This is a genomic window from Methanomassiliicoccus sp., from assembly GCA_012719175.1.
Classification (GTDB): domain Archaea; phylum Thermoplasmatota; class Thermoplasmata; order Methanomassiliicoccales; family Methanomassiliicoccaceae; genus UBA6.
Map to the genome: position 1 here is coordinate 525,004 of JAAYAX010000004.1, position 16,687 is coordinate 541,690.

Sequence of the window (16,687 nt, forward strand, 5' to 3'; positions counted from 1 at the left end):
CAATATCCATAATCATGTTCGCGCAAAAGAACCGTGTTATTGACGCATTGGTGGAGAATCCTGGGGAGATATTTTGACAAGGTCAAAGGGTCAGATCGGCAAGATCGTTTCGGTAATAGGCGCAAGGCCCCAGTTCATCAAGTGCGCGGCCCTCTCCAAAGAGCTGAGGAAGAGGCATGAGGAGGTCATCGTACACACCGGCCAGCACTACGATCACGGCATGTCCGAGATCTTCTTCCAAGAGCTGTCCATACCTCATCCAGACTACAACCTAAACGTTGGTTCTAACACTCAAGGCCGGCAAACGGGCGATATGCTGTCCTCCCTGGAGGGCGTTCTTATCAAAGAGCGGCCGGACCTGGTGCTGGTGTTCGGAGATACCAACTCCACGCTGGCCGGGGTGCTGGCAGCGTCGAAGCTGAACATGAGGATCGCCCATGTGGAGGCGGGCCTGAGGAGTTTCGACCGAACCATGCCCGAAGAGATCAACAGGGTGGTGGCGGACCATCTTTCCAACCTTCTGTTCGTCCCGACGGTAAACGCCGCGAACAACCTGCACATGGAGGGGATCTTTGAAGGGGTCCATGTGGTGGGGGATGTGATGGTCGATGCCGTCCTGATGAACCTGGCCATAGCCAAGGAGAGGTCGACCATCTTGGAGAGACTAGATCTCGAGGAGAAGGACTATCTGGTGGCCACCATCCACCGCCAGAGCAATACCGATGACATCAACGCCCTGTCGAGCACCATAAGAGCGATGGGGCGTTCGCAGAGAAAGATAGTGTTCCCCGTGCACCCCCGGACCAGGAACCGTTTGGTGGCCGCAGGCATGTGGGAAGGGCTGCCGTCGAACATCGTCCCCACCGAGCCGCTAGGCTACCTCGATATGCTGAGGCTCATGAGCTCCGCGGACAAGATCGTCACCGACTCCGGGGGGATGCAGAAGGAGGCCTACGTCCTGAAGGTCCCGTGCATCACGGTCCGGAGCAACACGGAGTGGGGCGAGACCATCGAGGACGGGTGGAACATTTTGGTCGGTTGTGATCCGGAGCGTCTGCTGGAAGCCATATCCTCGTTCCGACCGGCACGACCTCAGAGCGACCCCTACGGGCGCGGGGACGCGGCCGTCAACATCGCCAAGATCATCGATGGGGTATCCGAGGTGCAAGAAGGGTTACCGTCGGAGCCTGCAGTGGCGAACCATACGTAAGGTGAGAGAGATCGACCGACAGTGGCTGACCTCATGCGCCATTCGTCCTTACCCGTGAAGCGACCTCAGCGTTCTGTCCCTCTCTAATCCAATACAATATTTGAGCTCTAGCCGCCCCCCATCATGGATTGACGGGCAGAGGTCCGCTCCTTCCCCTGGTGTACCTCATGTACGCAATTCCTACAAGGGCACCCAGGGCGAAGGAGAAGACCCAGGAATAGCCTATCCCGTCCTTGCCGATGGCGCTGGCCAAGATGACACTGAGAGCGAGGAATGAACCGGAGTTGACGGCGCCCATGAGGACAACCCCCCGTATATGCTCCTTGACCTTGAGATAGGTGCTCACCTGCTGGAACAAGGTGAAGAATATGCCTGACACCAGCAGAATGTTCAGTATGCCCAGGCCCTCGGACCGGTACTGGGCTCCCAGGATCCCCAGTATGAACGGTCCCAGGAGCATGAATATGATTATGCACGGTACGAGGATGGCGTAGGTGATGGTCAAGGACCTCCGAAACGTCTTCGTTAGACTTTCCCCGTGGCTGCCCTCCACGTATAGCGAGGTGTTGAAAGTCGCCGGTATCAGGAATACGATCGCCGCGATGGACAGTGCCATGTAGTAAATGGCGGCCTCGGCCGCTCCGATCAGGGAGAACACCAATATCGGCATCGCCATGGTAGGGAGCATGTTGAGGATGGTCGCAACATAGTTGCCAGTGGAGAACCAGAAGGCCTTCCTGAGAAAGCTCCAATCGATGGTTCCCAGCCTCAAACCGGACCGGAAAAGTAGAAGGCCGGAGACCGGCAGGGTGATCGCGTAGGAGACCAGCATCGCTATGAGGATGCCCAGGTCCTGAAGGGTCACGAAAGCGATGAGAAGGAGCACACGCACCCCCAATATCATATTCTGGTACCAGCCGTTCTGGGCGTTCCTGCTTCCCACGAACGCGGTGTGTGCGATGTAAGCGACGCTCGTGGCCCCGATCAGCAGTATGAACAGGATGTGGACGATGTCGGAAGCGACCAGGTCCGGCATCCAAAGCGATGATCCGAGGATGAACACCGCCCCTATGGCCATGGCCAGGGGCGCGGCTATCTTTACCACGCTACCCAGGATCATCGACCGGTCCAGGACCGGGAAGTACCGGATCATGGACTGGTCCATCCCCAGCATCCCCAGGGCAACGATAAGGCCGGAGGTGGAGATGAGGGTGGAGGCCACCCCCACGCTCTCTATGTCATAGTACCAGGCGGCCACCATCCAGAACAGCAGGCCGAAGCCAGACGATGTGATGGAGGACAGAAAGATGTAGAAGGAGTTGCGCAAGAACGTGTCCTTAAAGAGGCCTTTGAGCCTGGTCAGGGACAGTTGCGCCCTAAGCTTCTCCATGAAACGCGCCTCGTGTTGCCTCTCCAGATCATCCCTCCACCCTTTTAGGTGCGTGCCGGCATCCCCTTTCCAGAGGATGGTAACGCCTCATGATCGAAGGAGACATACGATGCGACTTAAGAACCGAACCTGGGGCAACACGTTCCAATGCCCTCTGAATAACGGTCCTTACTATATACGCTCCCCTCACGGAATTAGGATGATGTTCCGAGAGAGACGCTCGTCATCGACTCTGAAGTTTTAAGTTCAGGACATGGCATATGACCGGAGGGGTCAGTTCCTGCTTAACGGTAGTAAAGACAAAGACGTTGGGATATTCGTCAATACTCCCGCGCAGGTCCACTTCTTCCGCAACATAGTCAGAGAGTTAGAGAAGAGGGGGAGGGCCACCCACATCGTGGCCAGGGACTACGGGGAGACCGTGCCCTTGCTGGAGGAGATGGGGATCGATCACTTCCTCTACTCCACCCCCAGTTCCTCAAAGGCCGGCAAAGTAACTTCGATCCCCTCCGATGTCATCAAAGCCACCAGATGGCTGAAGAGGTTCGACATCGGTCTGATCACAGGATTCGGGAGCTATGATACCTACGCATCGACGTTGATGGGTCTTCCCAACCTCATCTTCAACGATTCCGAGTTCACCATCAGCACTCTGTACTACATCCTGGAGTTCAAGCTGGTGATGCCCTTCGTGGACCACATCATTACCCCTTCCTACTTCCGCCAGGACCTGGGAAGGAAGCAGCTGCGGGTGAACAGCCTCAAGGAGATGGCGTACCTGCATCCATCATACTACACGCCGGACGAGGGGGTGCTCGACCTCCTGTCTGTGTCCAAGGACGAGCCTTACTCTATCCTGCGCTTCAACGCCTTCGATGCCATCCATGACAAGGGCGTATGGGGCTTCGACGATGATTCCAAACGCGAGCTGGTAAAAAGATTGGAGGAGCACTCCCGGGTCTTCATCTCCTCGGAGAAAGGCGTCCCCCCGGAGCTGAGGTCCAATGTGATAAACATCCCAAGGTACCGAATCCATGACGCCCTCTCCTACGCCCGGCTCCTGGTCACTGACACCCAGACCATGGCCACCGAGAGCGCCATCCTGGGGACCCCCACGGTACGGTGCAACTCCTTCGTGGGTCCGACGGACATGGGCAACTTCATCGAGCTGGAGGAGAAGTATGGGCTCATCGTGAACCTCTCCGACCGCGGCAGGGCGATCGACAGGGCCGTGGAGCTCGTTCAGGACAAGGGAGCGAAGGTGGAGTGGAAGAGGAAGCGGTCCCGTCTACTGGACGATTACGTGGACATCACCGCCCTGATGGTCTGGCTAATCGAGGATTACCCTCGCAACATGGAGCGTTTGATCGCCGATCCTGAGACCGTGTCGGGCTTCAGGTTCAAATCCCCCCGTCCCCTTATCTGAACGCCATGACCCCGACCTCCGCCGGCAATGACAGCGGAACCAAGAGAACTACGCTGGATGCGGAGAACGTATACAACTCCATATCTCATCTGGAGAGGTGGATCGATGGACGGTATGAGGGATGGGACCCATATGATGGCCTGAACAATTTCAAGGTCCAGAACATCAAGCTTGGCAGCCCCTATGTCCAGATGGGATTGGTTCAGCTCCATAGGCTCTCCCCCATCAACCTCCGGGCGCTCTTCGGGGTGGAGAAGGGCGTGGACACCAAGGGCCTTGCCGTTTTCGTCCAGGCGTACCTCACGCTCCACTCGGCGACGGGCGAGGAGAGGTACCTTCGTCAGGCGACCGAGCTGAGCGAGATGATAATTGGCAACTCCTTGAAGAAAAGCGTGGGGGACCATGCCTGGGCCTCTCACTACTTCCCGTTCATAGCGGCGGACAAGGGCGCTCTCACACCATCGGTGCCGGACATCATAGGCACCAGCAATGTCCTGAAAGCCCTCTCCCTACTCCAGCTGACCGGAAGGGAGGAGCGTCTGGACGAGGTGATCGGCAGCTGCCAGGCATATCTGCGCAGAATGGTGGAGCACAGGGACAGCCACGCGTACTTCATGTACACTCCCGAATGGAAAGGGAAGATCGTCCCCAACGCCTCGGCGGAGGCCCTCGGCGCTATCGCCTCCTCGCTTAGAGCGAGACCGAACGATGAACTTCGCGTTTTATGTGATGAGGTCCTGCAGACCGTACTTCGACTCCAGAGGGAGGATGGCTCATGGGTCTATTCCATATACCCGAACGGCAGGGAGTACCTCCAGCATGATTTCCATCAAGGGTACATGATCAGTGGTCTCCTCTCATACAGGGACCTCGCCCCGGCGGAGCTACGAGATGATATTGACAATGCCATCGGACGGGCGCTGACATTCTACAAGGGCCTTTTCCTGGAGGACGGGCGGTCGTTATACCGCGCCCCCCAGAGGTTTCCCGTCGACATACACAACCAGTCCCAGGGGATCATCACCTTCACTCAGGCCGCTGAGTTGAAAGGAGACATCGTCCGCATCGACATGGCCCATACCATCGCCGAGTGGACGATCAAGAACATGCAGGACAGGAATGGTTTCTTCTACTATCAGAAGTGGCCTATGGTGACGAACAAGATACCTTTCATGCGCTGGTCGCAAGCATGGATGCTCCTCGCCCTCGCGTCATTGTTTGCTCATGAGAGGAACGGTAGAATCCTCTGAGATAGATGATTGTCCCCCTTCTCGAGGACGAGCCGGGAAGGTCTGATTTTGACAGAACTACACCAAAATAGACCCTATTCGTCATTCTTTACATAATGGGCCGTTCGGGGACGGCATTACCACAACATCCTTGATCGGAGGGATATCTTCGTCATGCTGATGCTATAAAAATAGAGCGTGTTGGAACACCGTACTTAACTATCGAATACTCTAATATTTCTGGCCAGACGCACCGGGGTACATTATAACCTTTCTAAATTTATAGAAATAACTAAGCATATATGAATATAGGCCTTTATCCTAAACAAGAAATGCCCGGCAAGGAGGGGGGCATGGACGTCGGCGTGATCGGACTAGGAAAGATGGGTCTGTTACATGCGGCTATCTTTAACCGACTGGATGGTTGCCGTGTGACCGCACTCTGTGATGTCAATGAGCTCATGCTCAAGATATTACGGAGCGGTAACGACGACGTCAGGACCTACACGGACTTCCAGATCATGCTCGACGAGAACGACCTGGACATCGTGGTCGTGGCCACGCCGGTCTTCCTCCATGGCTCTATGGCCACCACAGCCCTCAAGAAGGGCATGCATGTCCTGATCGAGAAGCCCATGGCCAAGACCACCGAGGAGTGCTCCACCATCATCGGGAACGCCAACGGCTCCAAGAGCCTGGTGGGTTACTGCCGCCGCTTCATGCCGACCTACAACAGCGCCAAGAAGTTGATCGAGGAGGAAGAGTTGGGTAAGGTGCTCTCCTTCAGATCGCACTTCTACCTCAGCCAGGTCGATAAGCGAATGGAAGGATGGCAGTTCGACCCCTACAAGGGCGGGGGAGGGGCCCTCATAGACCTGGGCTGCCACGCCCTGGACATGGTCCACTACATCCTCGGGCCCATGCGTTCCGTCTCCTGCAGGACCGAGAGGGTAATATCCGAGAGCGTCGAGGACGTCGCCAGGTTGGAATTGACGCTGAATAGCGGCGTCAGGGGTAATCTCGCGGTCTCCTGGGTGGAGTCCGGTTACCGCCTCCCGGAGATGATGCTAGAGGTCACGTGCGAAAAGGGCGTGGCCAGGGTCGCGGAGAAGTACCTGGAAACGGTGTCGAACGATGGTACTGTCAACAAGAGATTCAAGCAATGCTTTCCCGACCCCATCCCCTTCAACATCGGGGGGAGGGAGTACACTGCCGAGGACCTCCACCTCGTTGAGAGCATTCGCGACGCGCAAAACACGAAGTGTGACATCAAGGTCGGCAGCATGCCTACCTCCGTGATCGATTCCGCCTACCTCTCCGCTCGCGACGGTCAACCCCAGAAAGTCCGTTACCTGTGATCCCTATGAACCTCATCCTCGGGCACAACCAGTTCGTCGGCATCTCCCACCTATCCGAGGAGAGGAGCGAGGAGATGAACAGCCGGTTCACCAGCCCCCAGAGGATCATGGAGGTGGTGGAGGCGGCGTACGACATCGGCGTCCGCTCCATGATCGTGGAGACGCACCCCCGGATGCTGGACTTCCTCAAGTACTACTCCAAGGTGGACACGGTGGACATGTCCTTCATCCTGCAGATCCCCAATGTCCAGGAGTACATCAGGACGATGAACAACAAGGGCATCGAAGGCATGGCCATGGACATCATCCGGGGCTCCAGGCCGACTATGCTCATCAAGGGCGCCATGCGCTCGGTGAAGGACGTGGTCCAGAACAACTACGCATACGTGGCCACCACTGGGCTGGAACTGATCGCGTCCCCATACTACAACTATGACATCACCCACGTGATGGTGCACAACGTCATCACCGATTTCCTGCTGGGCCTGGGCATGGCCGACGTGCTCATGGCCGCCAAGGAGAGGATGGAGGACGACTATGAAGTTCCGGTGGGCTTCGTCACGCTGAACCTGCCCATGTTCCTGGAGGACTTCGAGGAGTACAGGGGCCGGCTTAACATCATGACCCCGGTAAACCCCCTGGGGTACGACATGAACGATTCCAAGGAGGAGGTCGAGGATCGTATCCGGGCGACCGACCACCACATCATGGCCATGAACATCCTGGGCGGAGGGTCCATTCCCATCACTGAGGCTATAGATTACATCAAGAGCCTGGGCAAGATCGAGGACTGCATCATCGGGTCCTCCAACCCAGAGCACATCAGGGAAGCCTATATGCTTCTGAACGGCAAGTGAGTCTGTCCCCGTTTCTTTGGCTGTCTCACAGTAGCGCAGCGCTATTGTCCACAAGTTTTTTTTCATGATCATTTTTCCGGCGAGGGGACTGCCTTCTCTGATAACCTATTGTAACCAGGAACGCGGACCCTTTTCATTTGCTTGATCGGCACGAAGCCGACCTTCATGAAGGACCTCTGGGACGGCAGGTTATCATGCTCCACGACAGCTGTAGCTCGCACATAGTTCTGCTGGGCAAGGTAGTTCAGCGAGTATTTTATCAGCGATGAGCCATAGCCCTTCTTGCGGCGGTCGGCGACGACGTACAGGCCATAGATCATTGATGTTGACGGACCAAACTTAATGTTCATCTCGATGGCAGGCTCGTACTTCTCTTCCTGCAGACAGGCCCATATCCATCCCACGACCTCTCCCTTTTCCAGAGCCAGGAAGCCCACGTCGCCCCTGTCGACCCTGCTGGTGATCTCATCCATTCGCACCTTCCGGATGGACTTGTACTTGTTCTTGATGGTCTTGTAGCCGGGCGACACGAAGAAGATGTCCGGGATCGTGCCTTGCTCCAGGATCAGACGGATATTGCTCTTGTCCAGCGTCTTGAATGCTAGGTCCGCCTCTATGGGCATCTCCTGGTAGTTATCCAACGACCTCTCAAAGTAGACCAGTATCGATCGCTTGAACCCGGCGCGCCTGCCCACGTATCTGATGAACATCACCGGCGGCTGTCTCGACAAAACCAAATCCGTCACCCTTGGGAACCATCGACCGTCTTTGATAGCATCAACGCTTGATCACTGGCAACCACATTATTTGTTGGCATGTTCTTAATAGTTATCGAAAGGCCCTCTTCTGCGATGGAGATCGAAACTGGTCCCGGACAACCTTATTGGGCTTGTATCCAAAATGGAACGGATCGGTCGGGAAGGTCGTTAGGCTACCGTGGCTTTTGGGGAAGACCCCAAACCGTCAGATAGATCAATAGACAAAGTGCGCTAAAAACAAAGCTTCCAGCTCCCATCAAGCCGAACGATATCCCTGGAACATCGTAGATGAAGGGATCGAAGACGATGTGGTCGTTGGTGATTATCCTAACTGAAACATAGAGCCATATCAGCAAGCTATAGAACCAAGAGACCAGTAACAGAGCTCGCAGGAAATCGGATATTCTTATCAGCAGTACACCGTGCTCATCATCCTACTTTTCCTTATTTATATTTATCAATAAAAAGGCATTTGCTCATTGGCCTTCATAAAACATGACGAGTGCCCGATATTAGCATAACTTTATTAATGAACTACCATATTATTACTCATAGTCCGATAAAATTACTGTATCAGTTTGATGGTGGCCGATTGAGACCTATCGTTGTTACAACCACACAGGATTTGGATGATTACTCCGACAGGTGGGAGGGTTTAAGAAGAGCGTCAGGCGGGAATGTTTATAATAACCTGGACCTGATTAAGATCTGGCTCGAGACCTATCAAAAGGCGGCAACCCCTAACATAATTCTGATCGAGGAGGGCAAGGACCTCGTGGGGATCGCCCCCCTGGTAAACTCCGTATATCGTACCAAAGGACTGCCCCTGAGGACATTGTCCCTAGTTGGCGGTGTGCCCAACTGTATGATGCTTCTCAGCAACTCCATCTTATTCCTGCCTGGACGCAAGGACGCCCTGGAGCTGATCGTGGGGGAGATGAAACGTCTCAAGTGGAGCGTTCTGTCGACCAAATTCATGGCCGATGGTGACGCCGTACGGCAGTTCACACAAATGGCCCACTACACTTGGCACACTGTGGATGAACCTTCCAGCACCATGATGAACGTTCCAATCAGAGATTCTGGAGATATCACCGAGGGCTTCGACAAGCATGCTCGAAGGACGATAAAACGCACCCTGCGACTGATCGATCGCGAGGGGCACCATATACAGTTCCGTAAGATCGCCCTTGATGACCTTGACCGTTCGGTAGGGGCTTACGTTCAGCAGCACATCGAGCGTTGGGGATCCAGAGGTGGCAGCATCTTCCTCGATCCCAATAACACGAAATTCCTTAGGAAGGCGTTGAGAATCAGGTATAACGGAGGCGGGGGTTACGCGTACGAGCTGCTGCTCGATGGTGAGGTGGCCGGTCAGCTGTTCGGCTTTCAAGAGGGGGATACCGCCTTTGGTTTCAGATTGGGAATGAACGACTCCTTTTCCAAGTTCTCCCCTGGCTGGTTGGTCTTCTACCATGCGTTCCTTGACCTCCGGGAGCGGGGAGTTAGGTGGTGCGCTTTGGGCGGCGGTGAAGAGAAGTATAAGTTCGAGATGGGGAGTAAGACCATGCCGCTCGTGGGAATAACGGCGACCAGGGGCATAGTCTCCGTGGCGAACAGGATCTCTAGGATCGGCCGGGATCATCAGAAGAAGGGCGATGCTGAGGCGACGGAAGGTCCGGGTAGGGAACCGGTATCCAATCCTTAAAGGTCATTATCCCCCCGCTCATCCCTGAACGGCCCACTGGGGCCTCCGGTTTTTGACAAAAAATGGGGGGGGACCCCTTGTTATCTCAAAATCTCCAATCTTGACCATCTCGATGCCTAGGGTGGATCGCATCGCCCTATCTTATGGGATGGGAACAGACAATCACGAACCATATCCTAGGTGTGTTAACCCCTGCTCCAATCATGACCTGCTGAGATTGCCATTCCTCATTTTCATTTTTTAATAATTACACTACTAAATATTTTAATAAATAAATTATATGAAAGGTTATACATATAAATAATAAGTCAAGAAATAAAAACTAATCCAGATTACTATTCTTGATATTAAGATAGTAACCTTTTTTATGTCATTTTTTCGTCCTTTCATCTGTCTATAAAACAATTATATCCAATAATATTATCTTATTAGATAATAAATAATTAATATTATAGACAAATAAAAAAAATGGTGCTGGTCTGAATCTATGAGATGAGGTAGAGGTGAGTTGGATGCATAAAAAAAATGGTGTTTTTAAACGATCTATTGGAGGTGGAATTGGGATTATTGCTGTTATTGCAATGGTCCTTGTCGCCGTAATGGTGATCCCCATCTCCTCAGACAGCGTTACGGCTGCTCTGTGGAAGAGCAGAACGACCACAAATATTTCCCTCACGATGAGTTCATCGGACATAGAGGTCGGCGAGAAGGTGCATGCTGACGGTGTGCTCTCCTCAAGCATAGGGATAAGGTATGCCAAGATCTATCTGAAGGTCACACTGCCTGACGGGACAACCGCTTACCCCAACCAGGGTTCATCAACGACCACGACCAGCGGCGGTAAGTTCAGCATGGATTACACTACTAAACAGTCTGGCATGTACAAGTTCACCGCCACATATTATGGATCGTTTGTATATTCATCATCGACGAAGAGCGTTTCCTTCGATGTTGTCGAACCAAATGAGGAGCCGACACCGATCCCAAGCGCTTCGACCATAGCACTGAACCTGGCGTCATCGACCATAGAGGTCGGCCAGAGCATACACGCTGATGGATCGCTGAGCGGCACTGCAGGATTGGCTAGCCGAACTGTGGACCTAAAGGTCACCATGCCCGATGGATCCATCAGGACGCCAACCCAAGGAGCAAAGGCTGTTACCGATTCTACTGGCTCCTTTGACATGGACTTGATGACTACGGTGGCGGGCAGATACGTGTTTACCGCCTCTTTTGCTGGTGATGCTGAATATACTTCATCATCCAGTAACGTGGCCTTTACGGCCTATGTCCCCGAAGAGCCTAAGGAGGTTCCGACGATCGTCTCCACCACCATGACCCTGACCAGCGACGGTAGCGCCCTGGTCGGCAGTGATGAGATGGTCGCAGGAGCCCTTAAGACCGGGAGCGGGGTGGCCGTCCCTGGAGCCACCATAGCCATGCAGGTGACGAATCCTGACGGCAGCAAGTCCGCCTCCACAAGCGTGACCACGAGCTCGTTAGGCCAATTCTCCTACGCCTACAGGCCCACAGTGGCCGGCAAGTACACCGTTTCCGCATCCTTCGCTGGCAGCTCCAGCTACGCATCCTCCTCATCGAGCGTGAGCTACGAGGCCACTTCCGCAGTGGTGGTCCCTCAGACCACCTATGACTACATCGTGTCGAGCAATGTCGTCAAGAGCTCGTCCGGAGCAGCAGTGTACACCGCCTCCACCTTTGGCGACGCTCTCAGGTGGGCGACCTCCCAGGCGGGTAAGACCACGTACGTTCCTGAGGGCACGTACACCATCACCGGGCTGGACGCTCAGTGCATCAAGCCCTTCGCGGACGATGTGACCCTAGTGGGTGACGGGCCCACCAAGACCGTGTTCAAGTTCGTGTGGACCGGCACCTTCCAAGACCACCGGAACACCGACACCTATTACTGGAACTTCGGTCTCAGGGTGGAGGATCACAGCGGCGTCACCATCAAGCAGCTGGGCATCACAGGCGATGGCAGCATCGCCTTCCGCACCAACTCCGGGACGACATCCGATAACCGCGTCGAGGATGTCAGGATCTTTGACACCAGCCACCACAATATGGGAGCCTTCGGGGTCTCTGTTGCCGATGGCACCAGTGCCAACGACTACAAGTTCTACCGATGCGTCGCCTACAATGTCGGTGGGGATGGGTTCGACCTTATGGGTGATTCAACGACCACCTCCGCCGGTTACATCAACCGCCCCTACTATGAGGACTGCAAATCGCTGTACGCTGGTTACTCATACCACCGGTGGAACTGGGCGGTGGGTTTCAATCTACGAGAGGAGTGCCAGGTAAAGAGCCCGACCTTGCTCCGCTGCGAGGCCTCCTACTCCTGGGAGAGCGGCTTCCACTTTGAGTACGAGCCTATCAGCCTGGGGACCGTCACCATGACCAACTGCGTGGCCAACTACAATGGCCAGAAGTACTCCCAGGCCCTCGGGGCCTGTTGGGGATTCGGGATGATGTCCGGCCATTACTACGGTGACTACCCCAACGACGGTAGCCACTACGTTGTAACCGGGCTCACCGGAGTGGGCAACGCGGGCGGGCTTGAAGGTGGCAGCTACCGGTATACGGGCGCTGAGAGCGATTCCGTCGTGGGCTATACCTACGTCATCAAGAGCGGCAACAACAACGTGTACGCTTCGGACGGAACGACCGTAGCCTACGCTGGGTCTAGCGCGACCAACGCGGTCCAGTGGGCCGTGTCCCACGCCAACGCCGTGGTCTGGCTGAGGGCAGGCACCTATGCCCTGACAGGCTCGATCCAGCTTGCCAGCGGGGTCTGCCTCATCGGGGACCTGCCCACCTGGGACCGTCCCCTGTCGGCGACCTACCTTACCTTCCCCAGCACGGGGACCAGCGGTCTGGTGATCAAGGACGTGGACAACGTTAGGGTGTACAACATCGGCATCAACTACGGGAACGTGCAGATAACGGCCTCATCAGGTACGGCCAGCGGCGTGGATCTGAAGGGCGTGACCTTCTATCAGACCTCCGCCTCCCGCGTGGCCGCGATGAGCCTGACCGCCTCCAGCGGCGCGACCATAGGCGATACCTTCCTGGGCAATGTCCGCTCCACCTCCAGCGCCGTAGTTGGGTATGTGGCGAGCGGTTCAGTCTCAGGCACGCAGAAGGTGCTATGCATCGGCCTCTGAGCACGACCTGCTAGGCCTTTGCTAGCAAGGGATGACCGATGGAGCATACGACAAGGGGCCATGGGCCCCTCTTCCCACCTTTTTTTTACTTTTCCTCCCCACTGTTCTACGTTCGCTGCCGACCCCCATGCCTCGCCGCCCGCCGGACGCGGCATCGCTGAGTGACCGGAGCACACATCGGGCTACAAAGTGAAAAATACCCATTATCGAGTTCCTTCTCCAGATAAGAGTGCTGATGATCAAGAGCGGACCGAGCTACGGCGCCTGTATCGGGATCTGGTCGTGAAAGAGCACAGGACGGGATGATGAAGAAGAAGCGGTTGGTCCCCGCGGACCTGGGATCGGGCGCACCCGGTGAGAGCGGGTCGTTCGCATCGGACGTCGTGACCCTGGCCAGCGGAACGATAGTCGCCCAGATCATCGCCATTGTGACCTCACCCATCATAACACGCATATACGGCGCGGAGGCCTACGGGGTGTCCGCCCTGGTCCTGGCCATCGCTGCTACGATCGCTGTCATCGCCTGCCTCAGGTATGAGTACTCCATTCTGCTGCCAAGGACGGACGAGGAGGCGGCGAACCTCCTCGCTCTCTCCCTCCTCATATGCCTTCTGATGGGCTTGGTGCTCATCCCCGTGATGTTGTTGTTCGGCGATGACCTGGCCTCCCTGCTCAACGCACCGGAGATAAATCCCTTCCTCTGGGTCGTGCCCGCCATGGTGTTCCTGCTGGGGTCCTTCTCGGCCATCAACTACTGGAACTCCCGCAAGAGAGAGTACGGCCGCCTGTCCAGGACGCAGGTGGCCACAGCCGTCTCGACCGCGGGGACCAAGCTGGCCGTCGGTTTCGCGGGGTACCCGTCCGGCGGTGCTCTGGTAGGCGCGCAGGTCATAGGTCAAGTGGTGGCATCCTCCACTCTTGGTTACCAGGCTTGGAGGACCGACGGACCCTTCCTTAAGAGGAGCGTGAGATGGGTGGGGATTAAAGCGGGGCTTCACAGGTATCGCAATTTCCCCCTGTTCGATTCCTGGTCCGCCCTGCTGAACACGTTCGCTCTGGAGATGCCCATCTTCATCCTGTCCGCGTTCTTCACCTCCACCATCGTAGGCTACTATTCCCTGGGGCTGATGATACTGCAGCTCCCTCTGACTTTCGTAGGCTCCACCATAGGGCAGGTGTTCTTCCAGCGTTCAGCGAAGGCCTTGCACGAGGGGAAGGCCCAGCTGGCCATGGTGGTCGAGAACACCGTCTCCCGCCTGGTCCTATGGGGGTTTCCCCTGATACTCCTCATCGCCATAATCGGCAAGGAGGCCTTCATGGTGGTCTTCGGAGCACAATGGGCGGAGGCCGGGGTCTACGCTCAGATCCTCTCCTTCTGGATACTGGTCTCCTTCGTGTATGCCCCCATCAGCGGCCTGTTCAGCATATTGGACAAGCTGAAGATCATGCTCCTCCTGAACATCGCCATGTTCGTCATCCGCTCCGGGCTGCTGGCGCTGGGTGGCGTTCAGGGAGATGTCTACCTCGCCCTCATGCTTTTCTCCGCCTCCGGCGGACTTCTTCTCATCACCGTGGGCGGGTGGATCCTCCGCGAATCGGGCGTCTCCCTTCTCAGCCTCCTGAGGTCCATCTCCCGGCCCATGAGCCTAGGCCTGCTGCTCCTGGCCGCGGTCGCCCTAGTAGAGCATTTTATGAATCTCGATCCGCTACTGATCACTCTGGTGGGGGCGGCCGCCATCGTGCCCTATTACTTTATCCAGTTCAGTAGGGACGAGGAGATCAGATCCCTGGTCCTCCGCTTTCTGCACAAGGATGGTTCAGGTTAGGTTCCGCACCGATACCTGGATATCATAAACAAGTTCTAGTGGAGGGTTAAGAGCTCATATGGCCGATCCGGCATCATTGGACCCCATTATTGTTCATCCCCCATTAATTGCTGGACCTGCCTGAGGAGAATTTAGATAATATTTTTAAATAGTAAGAAATTGGGTATTCATTCCATCTTTATCGAACGGCATGTTGAACGATGGAGCTATGAAGCCGTCAGAGGATGATAAACACGTTGGATGGACTTGGCGAAGTGGGAATTGCGATCAGTGCCCTGCTTATCATCTCCCTGTTCCTGAAAGTGCTGCTCCTTACATCGAAGGTGAAGATGCCAAGGTTGAACATCGTCCTCAATATCGCGATAGTTCCGCTGTTGGTCCTGTTCCTGTTGAACTTTGTTCTAGAGCTGATCTGACAGCCTACCATATTGCGGCCATCTTATGACTGGAGGAACGAAGTTGTTTTTTATCAATAGTCCGATACAAACATGAAAATGAATATTTGCTTGTCAATAATTTCCGATGGGTGGGGGGGAGCGGAGACCGTCGTTCACGAGCTCGCCCAACGGCTGAGCGCAAGGGGGCATACGATCACCCTCCTGCTCAACGATGAGATCTCACCTTTTTTCAAGGACATCGAGGGCGTCTCCCTGATGACCGTCGGCCGTGTCTATTGCTTCTCATATATGTCCCGGGAGGTGCTGGGGATAAGGCAGCGCAGAGAGGCCGCACCCCTTGATGTCAAGGACTCAGGATGGCGGTTCTCCCTGGACAACGTGCTTCGCAGCCAATATTTCAAAAGGATCAGGAAGAGCGTGGTCGAGGAGTTGAGACGTAGGAACATAGATGTGATACACTCCAACCTGGAGAACTCCGATATCCTTATCGGCATGCTCGATGCCGCAGACATCGGAAAATTGACCACCATCCACGGACGCCACCTGCCCATGCTTCTGGAGAGGGGGGGCAAGACGTACCTGGAACACGCCCTCGACAAGCTCAAGGGAAAGAGCCTCAGGGATTCCATGAAAAAGATGGACCGGGTGATGTACGTCAGCAACTGGATGAGGGAGCAGTTCGCCGAGCATGTTCCGAGAGATGTTTCCCAGGCCGTCATTTACAACGGGATCGACCTCTCTCTATTCGATGTGGGAGATATGGAACCACTGCCGCTCGATGGAAGGTTCAAAGTACTGTTCCCCGGTGGGGAGAAGGTGGGGAAGGGGATCGAGGCGAGCATTTCCTCCATCCCTTTAGTGAAGGAAGCCATCCCCGACGTGGTCCTTTATATCGTCGGGGTCGAGGAGCCGTCTCCCCGCATCCGGGGGCTGGTCTCCGCGCTTGGGATGGAGAAGAACGTTCGCTTCATGGGAAGGCTGCCGCCTCGTGAGTACCGGCGGCTCCTGAGATCGGTGGACGTCCTGTGCATGCCCGCGAGGGAGGAGGCCTTCGGGATGGTGTTCCTGGAGGCGATGGCCATGAGGAAGCCCATCATAGCGACTGACCTGGGTGGCATACCCGAGGTGGTCACTGAGGGAAGGAACGGGCTGCTGGTAAGGCCGGAACCGGAACCCATAGCATCGGCATTGATCACATTGTTCAGGGACGATGAACTGAGGTCAAGCATCGAGAGGAACGACGCTGTGGATGTCGAACGCTTCACCTGGGACGTCACCGTGGCAGGTTACATCGAGAGCTACCAGGCCTGCTGTGGACGCTCCCGGTAGCATTGGGATACTC

12 protein-coding genes are annotated in these 16,687 nt (G+C 55.5%); 10 read left to right on the forward strand and 2 right to left on the reverse strand.

Features of this window, described 5'->3' with window-relative positions:
* Window positions 1–94: 94 nt before the first annotated feature.
* A complete protein-coding gene (gene wecB, locus GXX95_03020) occupies window positions 95–1,210 on the forward strand; it encodes a UDP-N-acetylglucosamine 2-epimerase (non-hydrolyzing) (GenBank protein ID NLT37114.1) in 1,116 nt (371 codons plus the stop codon).
* A 121-nt stretch (window positions 1,211–1,331) separates the two neighbouring features.
* Here the strand turns inward: wecB and GXX95_03025 are convergent, their stop codons facing one another.
* On the reverse strand, window positions 1,332–2,600 hold the full coding sequence (locus tag GXX95_03025) for a hypothetical protein (protein NLT37115.1): 1,269 nt from the start codon (window positions 2,598–2,600) through the stop codon (window positions 1,332–1,334).
* A gap of 253 nt (window positions 2,601–2,853) precedes the next feature.
* Here GXX95_03025 and GXX95_03030 point away from each other — a divergent pair, with 253 nt between their 5' ends.
* From GXX95_03030 to GXX95_03045, 4 genes are all read left to right on the forward strand, one after another.
* On the forward strand, window positions 2,854–4,026 hold the full coding sequence (locus tag GXX95_03030; protein ID NLT37116.1) for a DUF354 domain-containing protein: 1,173 nt from the start codon (window positions 2,854–2,856) through the stop codon (window positions 4,024–4,026).
* Between the two features lie 5 nt (window positions 4,027–4,031).
* On the forward strand, window positions 4,032–5,276 hold the full coding sequence (locus tag GXX95_03035) for a hypothetical protein (GenBank protein ID NLT37117.1): 1,245 nt from the start codon (window positions 4,032–4,034) through the stop codon (window positions 5,274–5,276).
* Between the two features lie 332 nt (window positions 5,277–5,608).
* Window positions 5,609–6,613, forward strand: coding sequence for a Gfo/Idh/MocA family oxidoreductase (locus tag GXX95_03040; GenBank protein ID NLT37118.1), 1,005 nt, complete (start codon window positions 5,609–5,611; stop codon window positions 6,611–6,613).
* Window positions 6,614–6,618: 5 nt separating this feature from the next.
* Window positions 6,619–7,470 (forward strand): hypothetical protein, encoded by an 852-nt coding sequence (locus GXX95_03045; protein ID NLT37119.1) that lies wholly within the window; start codon window positions 6,619–6,621, stop codon window positions 7,468–7,470.
* A 68-nt stretch (window positions 7,471–7,538) separates the two neighbouring features.
* Here the strand turns inward: GXX95_03045 and GXX95_03050 are convergent, their stop codons facing one another.
* Window positions 7,539–8,207: a GNAT family N-acetyltransferase gene (locus GXX95_03050; GenBank protein ID NLT37120.1), complete on the reverse strand. Its 669-nt coding sequence runs from the start codon at window positions 8,205–8,207 to the stop codon at window positions 7,539–7,541.
* Between the two features lie 646 nt (window positions 8,208–8,853).
* Here GXX95_03050 and GXX95_03055 point away from each other — a divergent pair.
* The 5 genes from GXX95_03055 to GXX95_03075 all read left to right on the forward strand — a co-directional run bounded on the left by GXX95_03055 (window position 8,854) and on the right by GXX95_03075 (window position 16,674).
* Entirely contained in the window at window positions 8,854–9,936 is a 1,083-nt protein-coding gene (locus tag GXX95_03055) for a GNAT family N-acetyltransferase (protein ID NLT37121.1), read from the forward strand.
* A gap of 581 nt (window positions 9,937–10,517) precedes the next feature.
* On the forward strand, window positions 10,518–13,121 hold the full coding sequence (locus GXX95_03060) for a hypothetical protein (protein NLT37122.1): 2,604 nt from the start codon (window positions 10,518–10,520) through the stop codon (window positions 13,119–13,121).
* Window positions 13,122–13,423: 302 nt separating this feature from the next.
* Entirely contained in the window at window positions 13,424–14,947 is a 1,524-nt protein-coding gene (locus GXX95_03065) for an oligosaccharide flippase family protein (GenBank protein ID NLT37123.1), read from the forward strand.
* A 236-nt stretch (window positions 14,948–15,183) separates the two neighbouring features.
* Window positions 15,184–15,363 carry a hypothetical protein gene (locus GXX95_03070; GenBank protein NLT37124.1) on the forward strand — a complete coding sequence of 60 codons (180 nt, stop codon included), beginning with the start codon at window positions 15,184–15,186 and terminating at the stop codon, window positions 15,361–15,363.
* Between the two features lie 90 nt (window positions 15,364–15,453).
* Entirely contained in the window at window positions 15,454–16,674 is a 1,221-nt protein-coding gene (locus GXX95_03075; protein NLT37125.1) for a glycosyltransferase family 4 protein, read from the forward strand.
* Window positions 16,675–16,687: the final 13 nt, after the last annotated feature.

Excerpts from the sequence above, each read along its gene's own strand:
- GXX95_03040 (NLT37118.1), top strand. The coding sequence starts at position 5,609 with ATGGACGTCGGCGTGATCGGACTAGGAAAGATGGGTCTGTTACATGCG.
- GXX95_03035 (NLT37117.1), top strand. The coding sequence starts at position 4,032 with ATGACCCCGACCTCCGCCGGCAATGACAGCGGAACCAAGAGAACTACG.
- GXX95_03045 (NLT37119.1), top strand. The coding sequence starts at position 6,619 with ATGAACCTCATCCTCGGGCACAACCAGTTCGTCGGCATCTCCCACCTA.
- GXX95_03065 (NLT37123.1), top strand. The coding sequence starts at position 13,424 with ATGATGAAGAAGAAGCGGTTGGTCCCCGCGGACCTGGGATCGGGCGCA.
- GXX95_03060 (NLT37122.1), top strand. The coding sequence starts at position 10,518 with ATGGTCCTTGTCGCCGTAATGGTGATCCCCATCTCCTCAGACAGCGTT.
- GXX95_03025 (NLT37115.1), bottom strand. The coding sequence starts at position 2,600 with ATGGAGAAGCTTAGGGCGCAACTGTCCCTGACCAGGCTCAAAGGCCTC.
- GXX95_03030 (NLT37116.1), top strand. The coding sequence starts at position 2,854 with ATGGCATATGACCGGAGGGGTCAGTTCCTGCTTAACGGTAGTAAAGAC.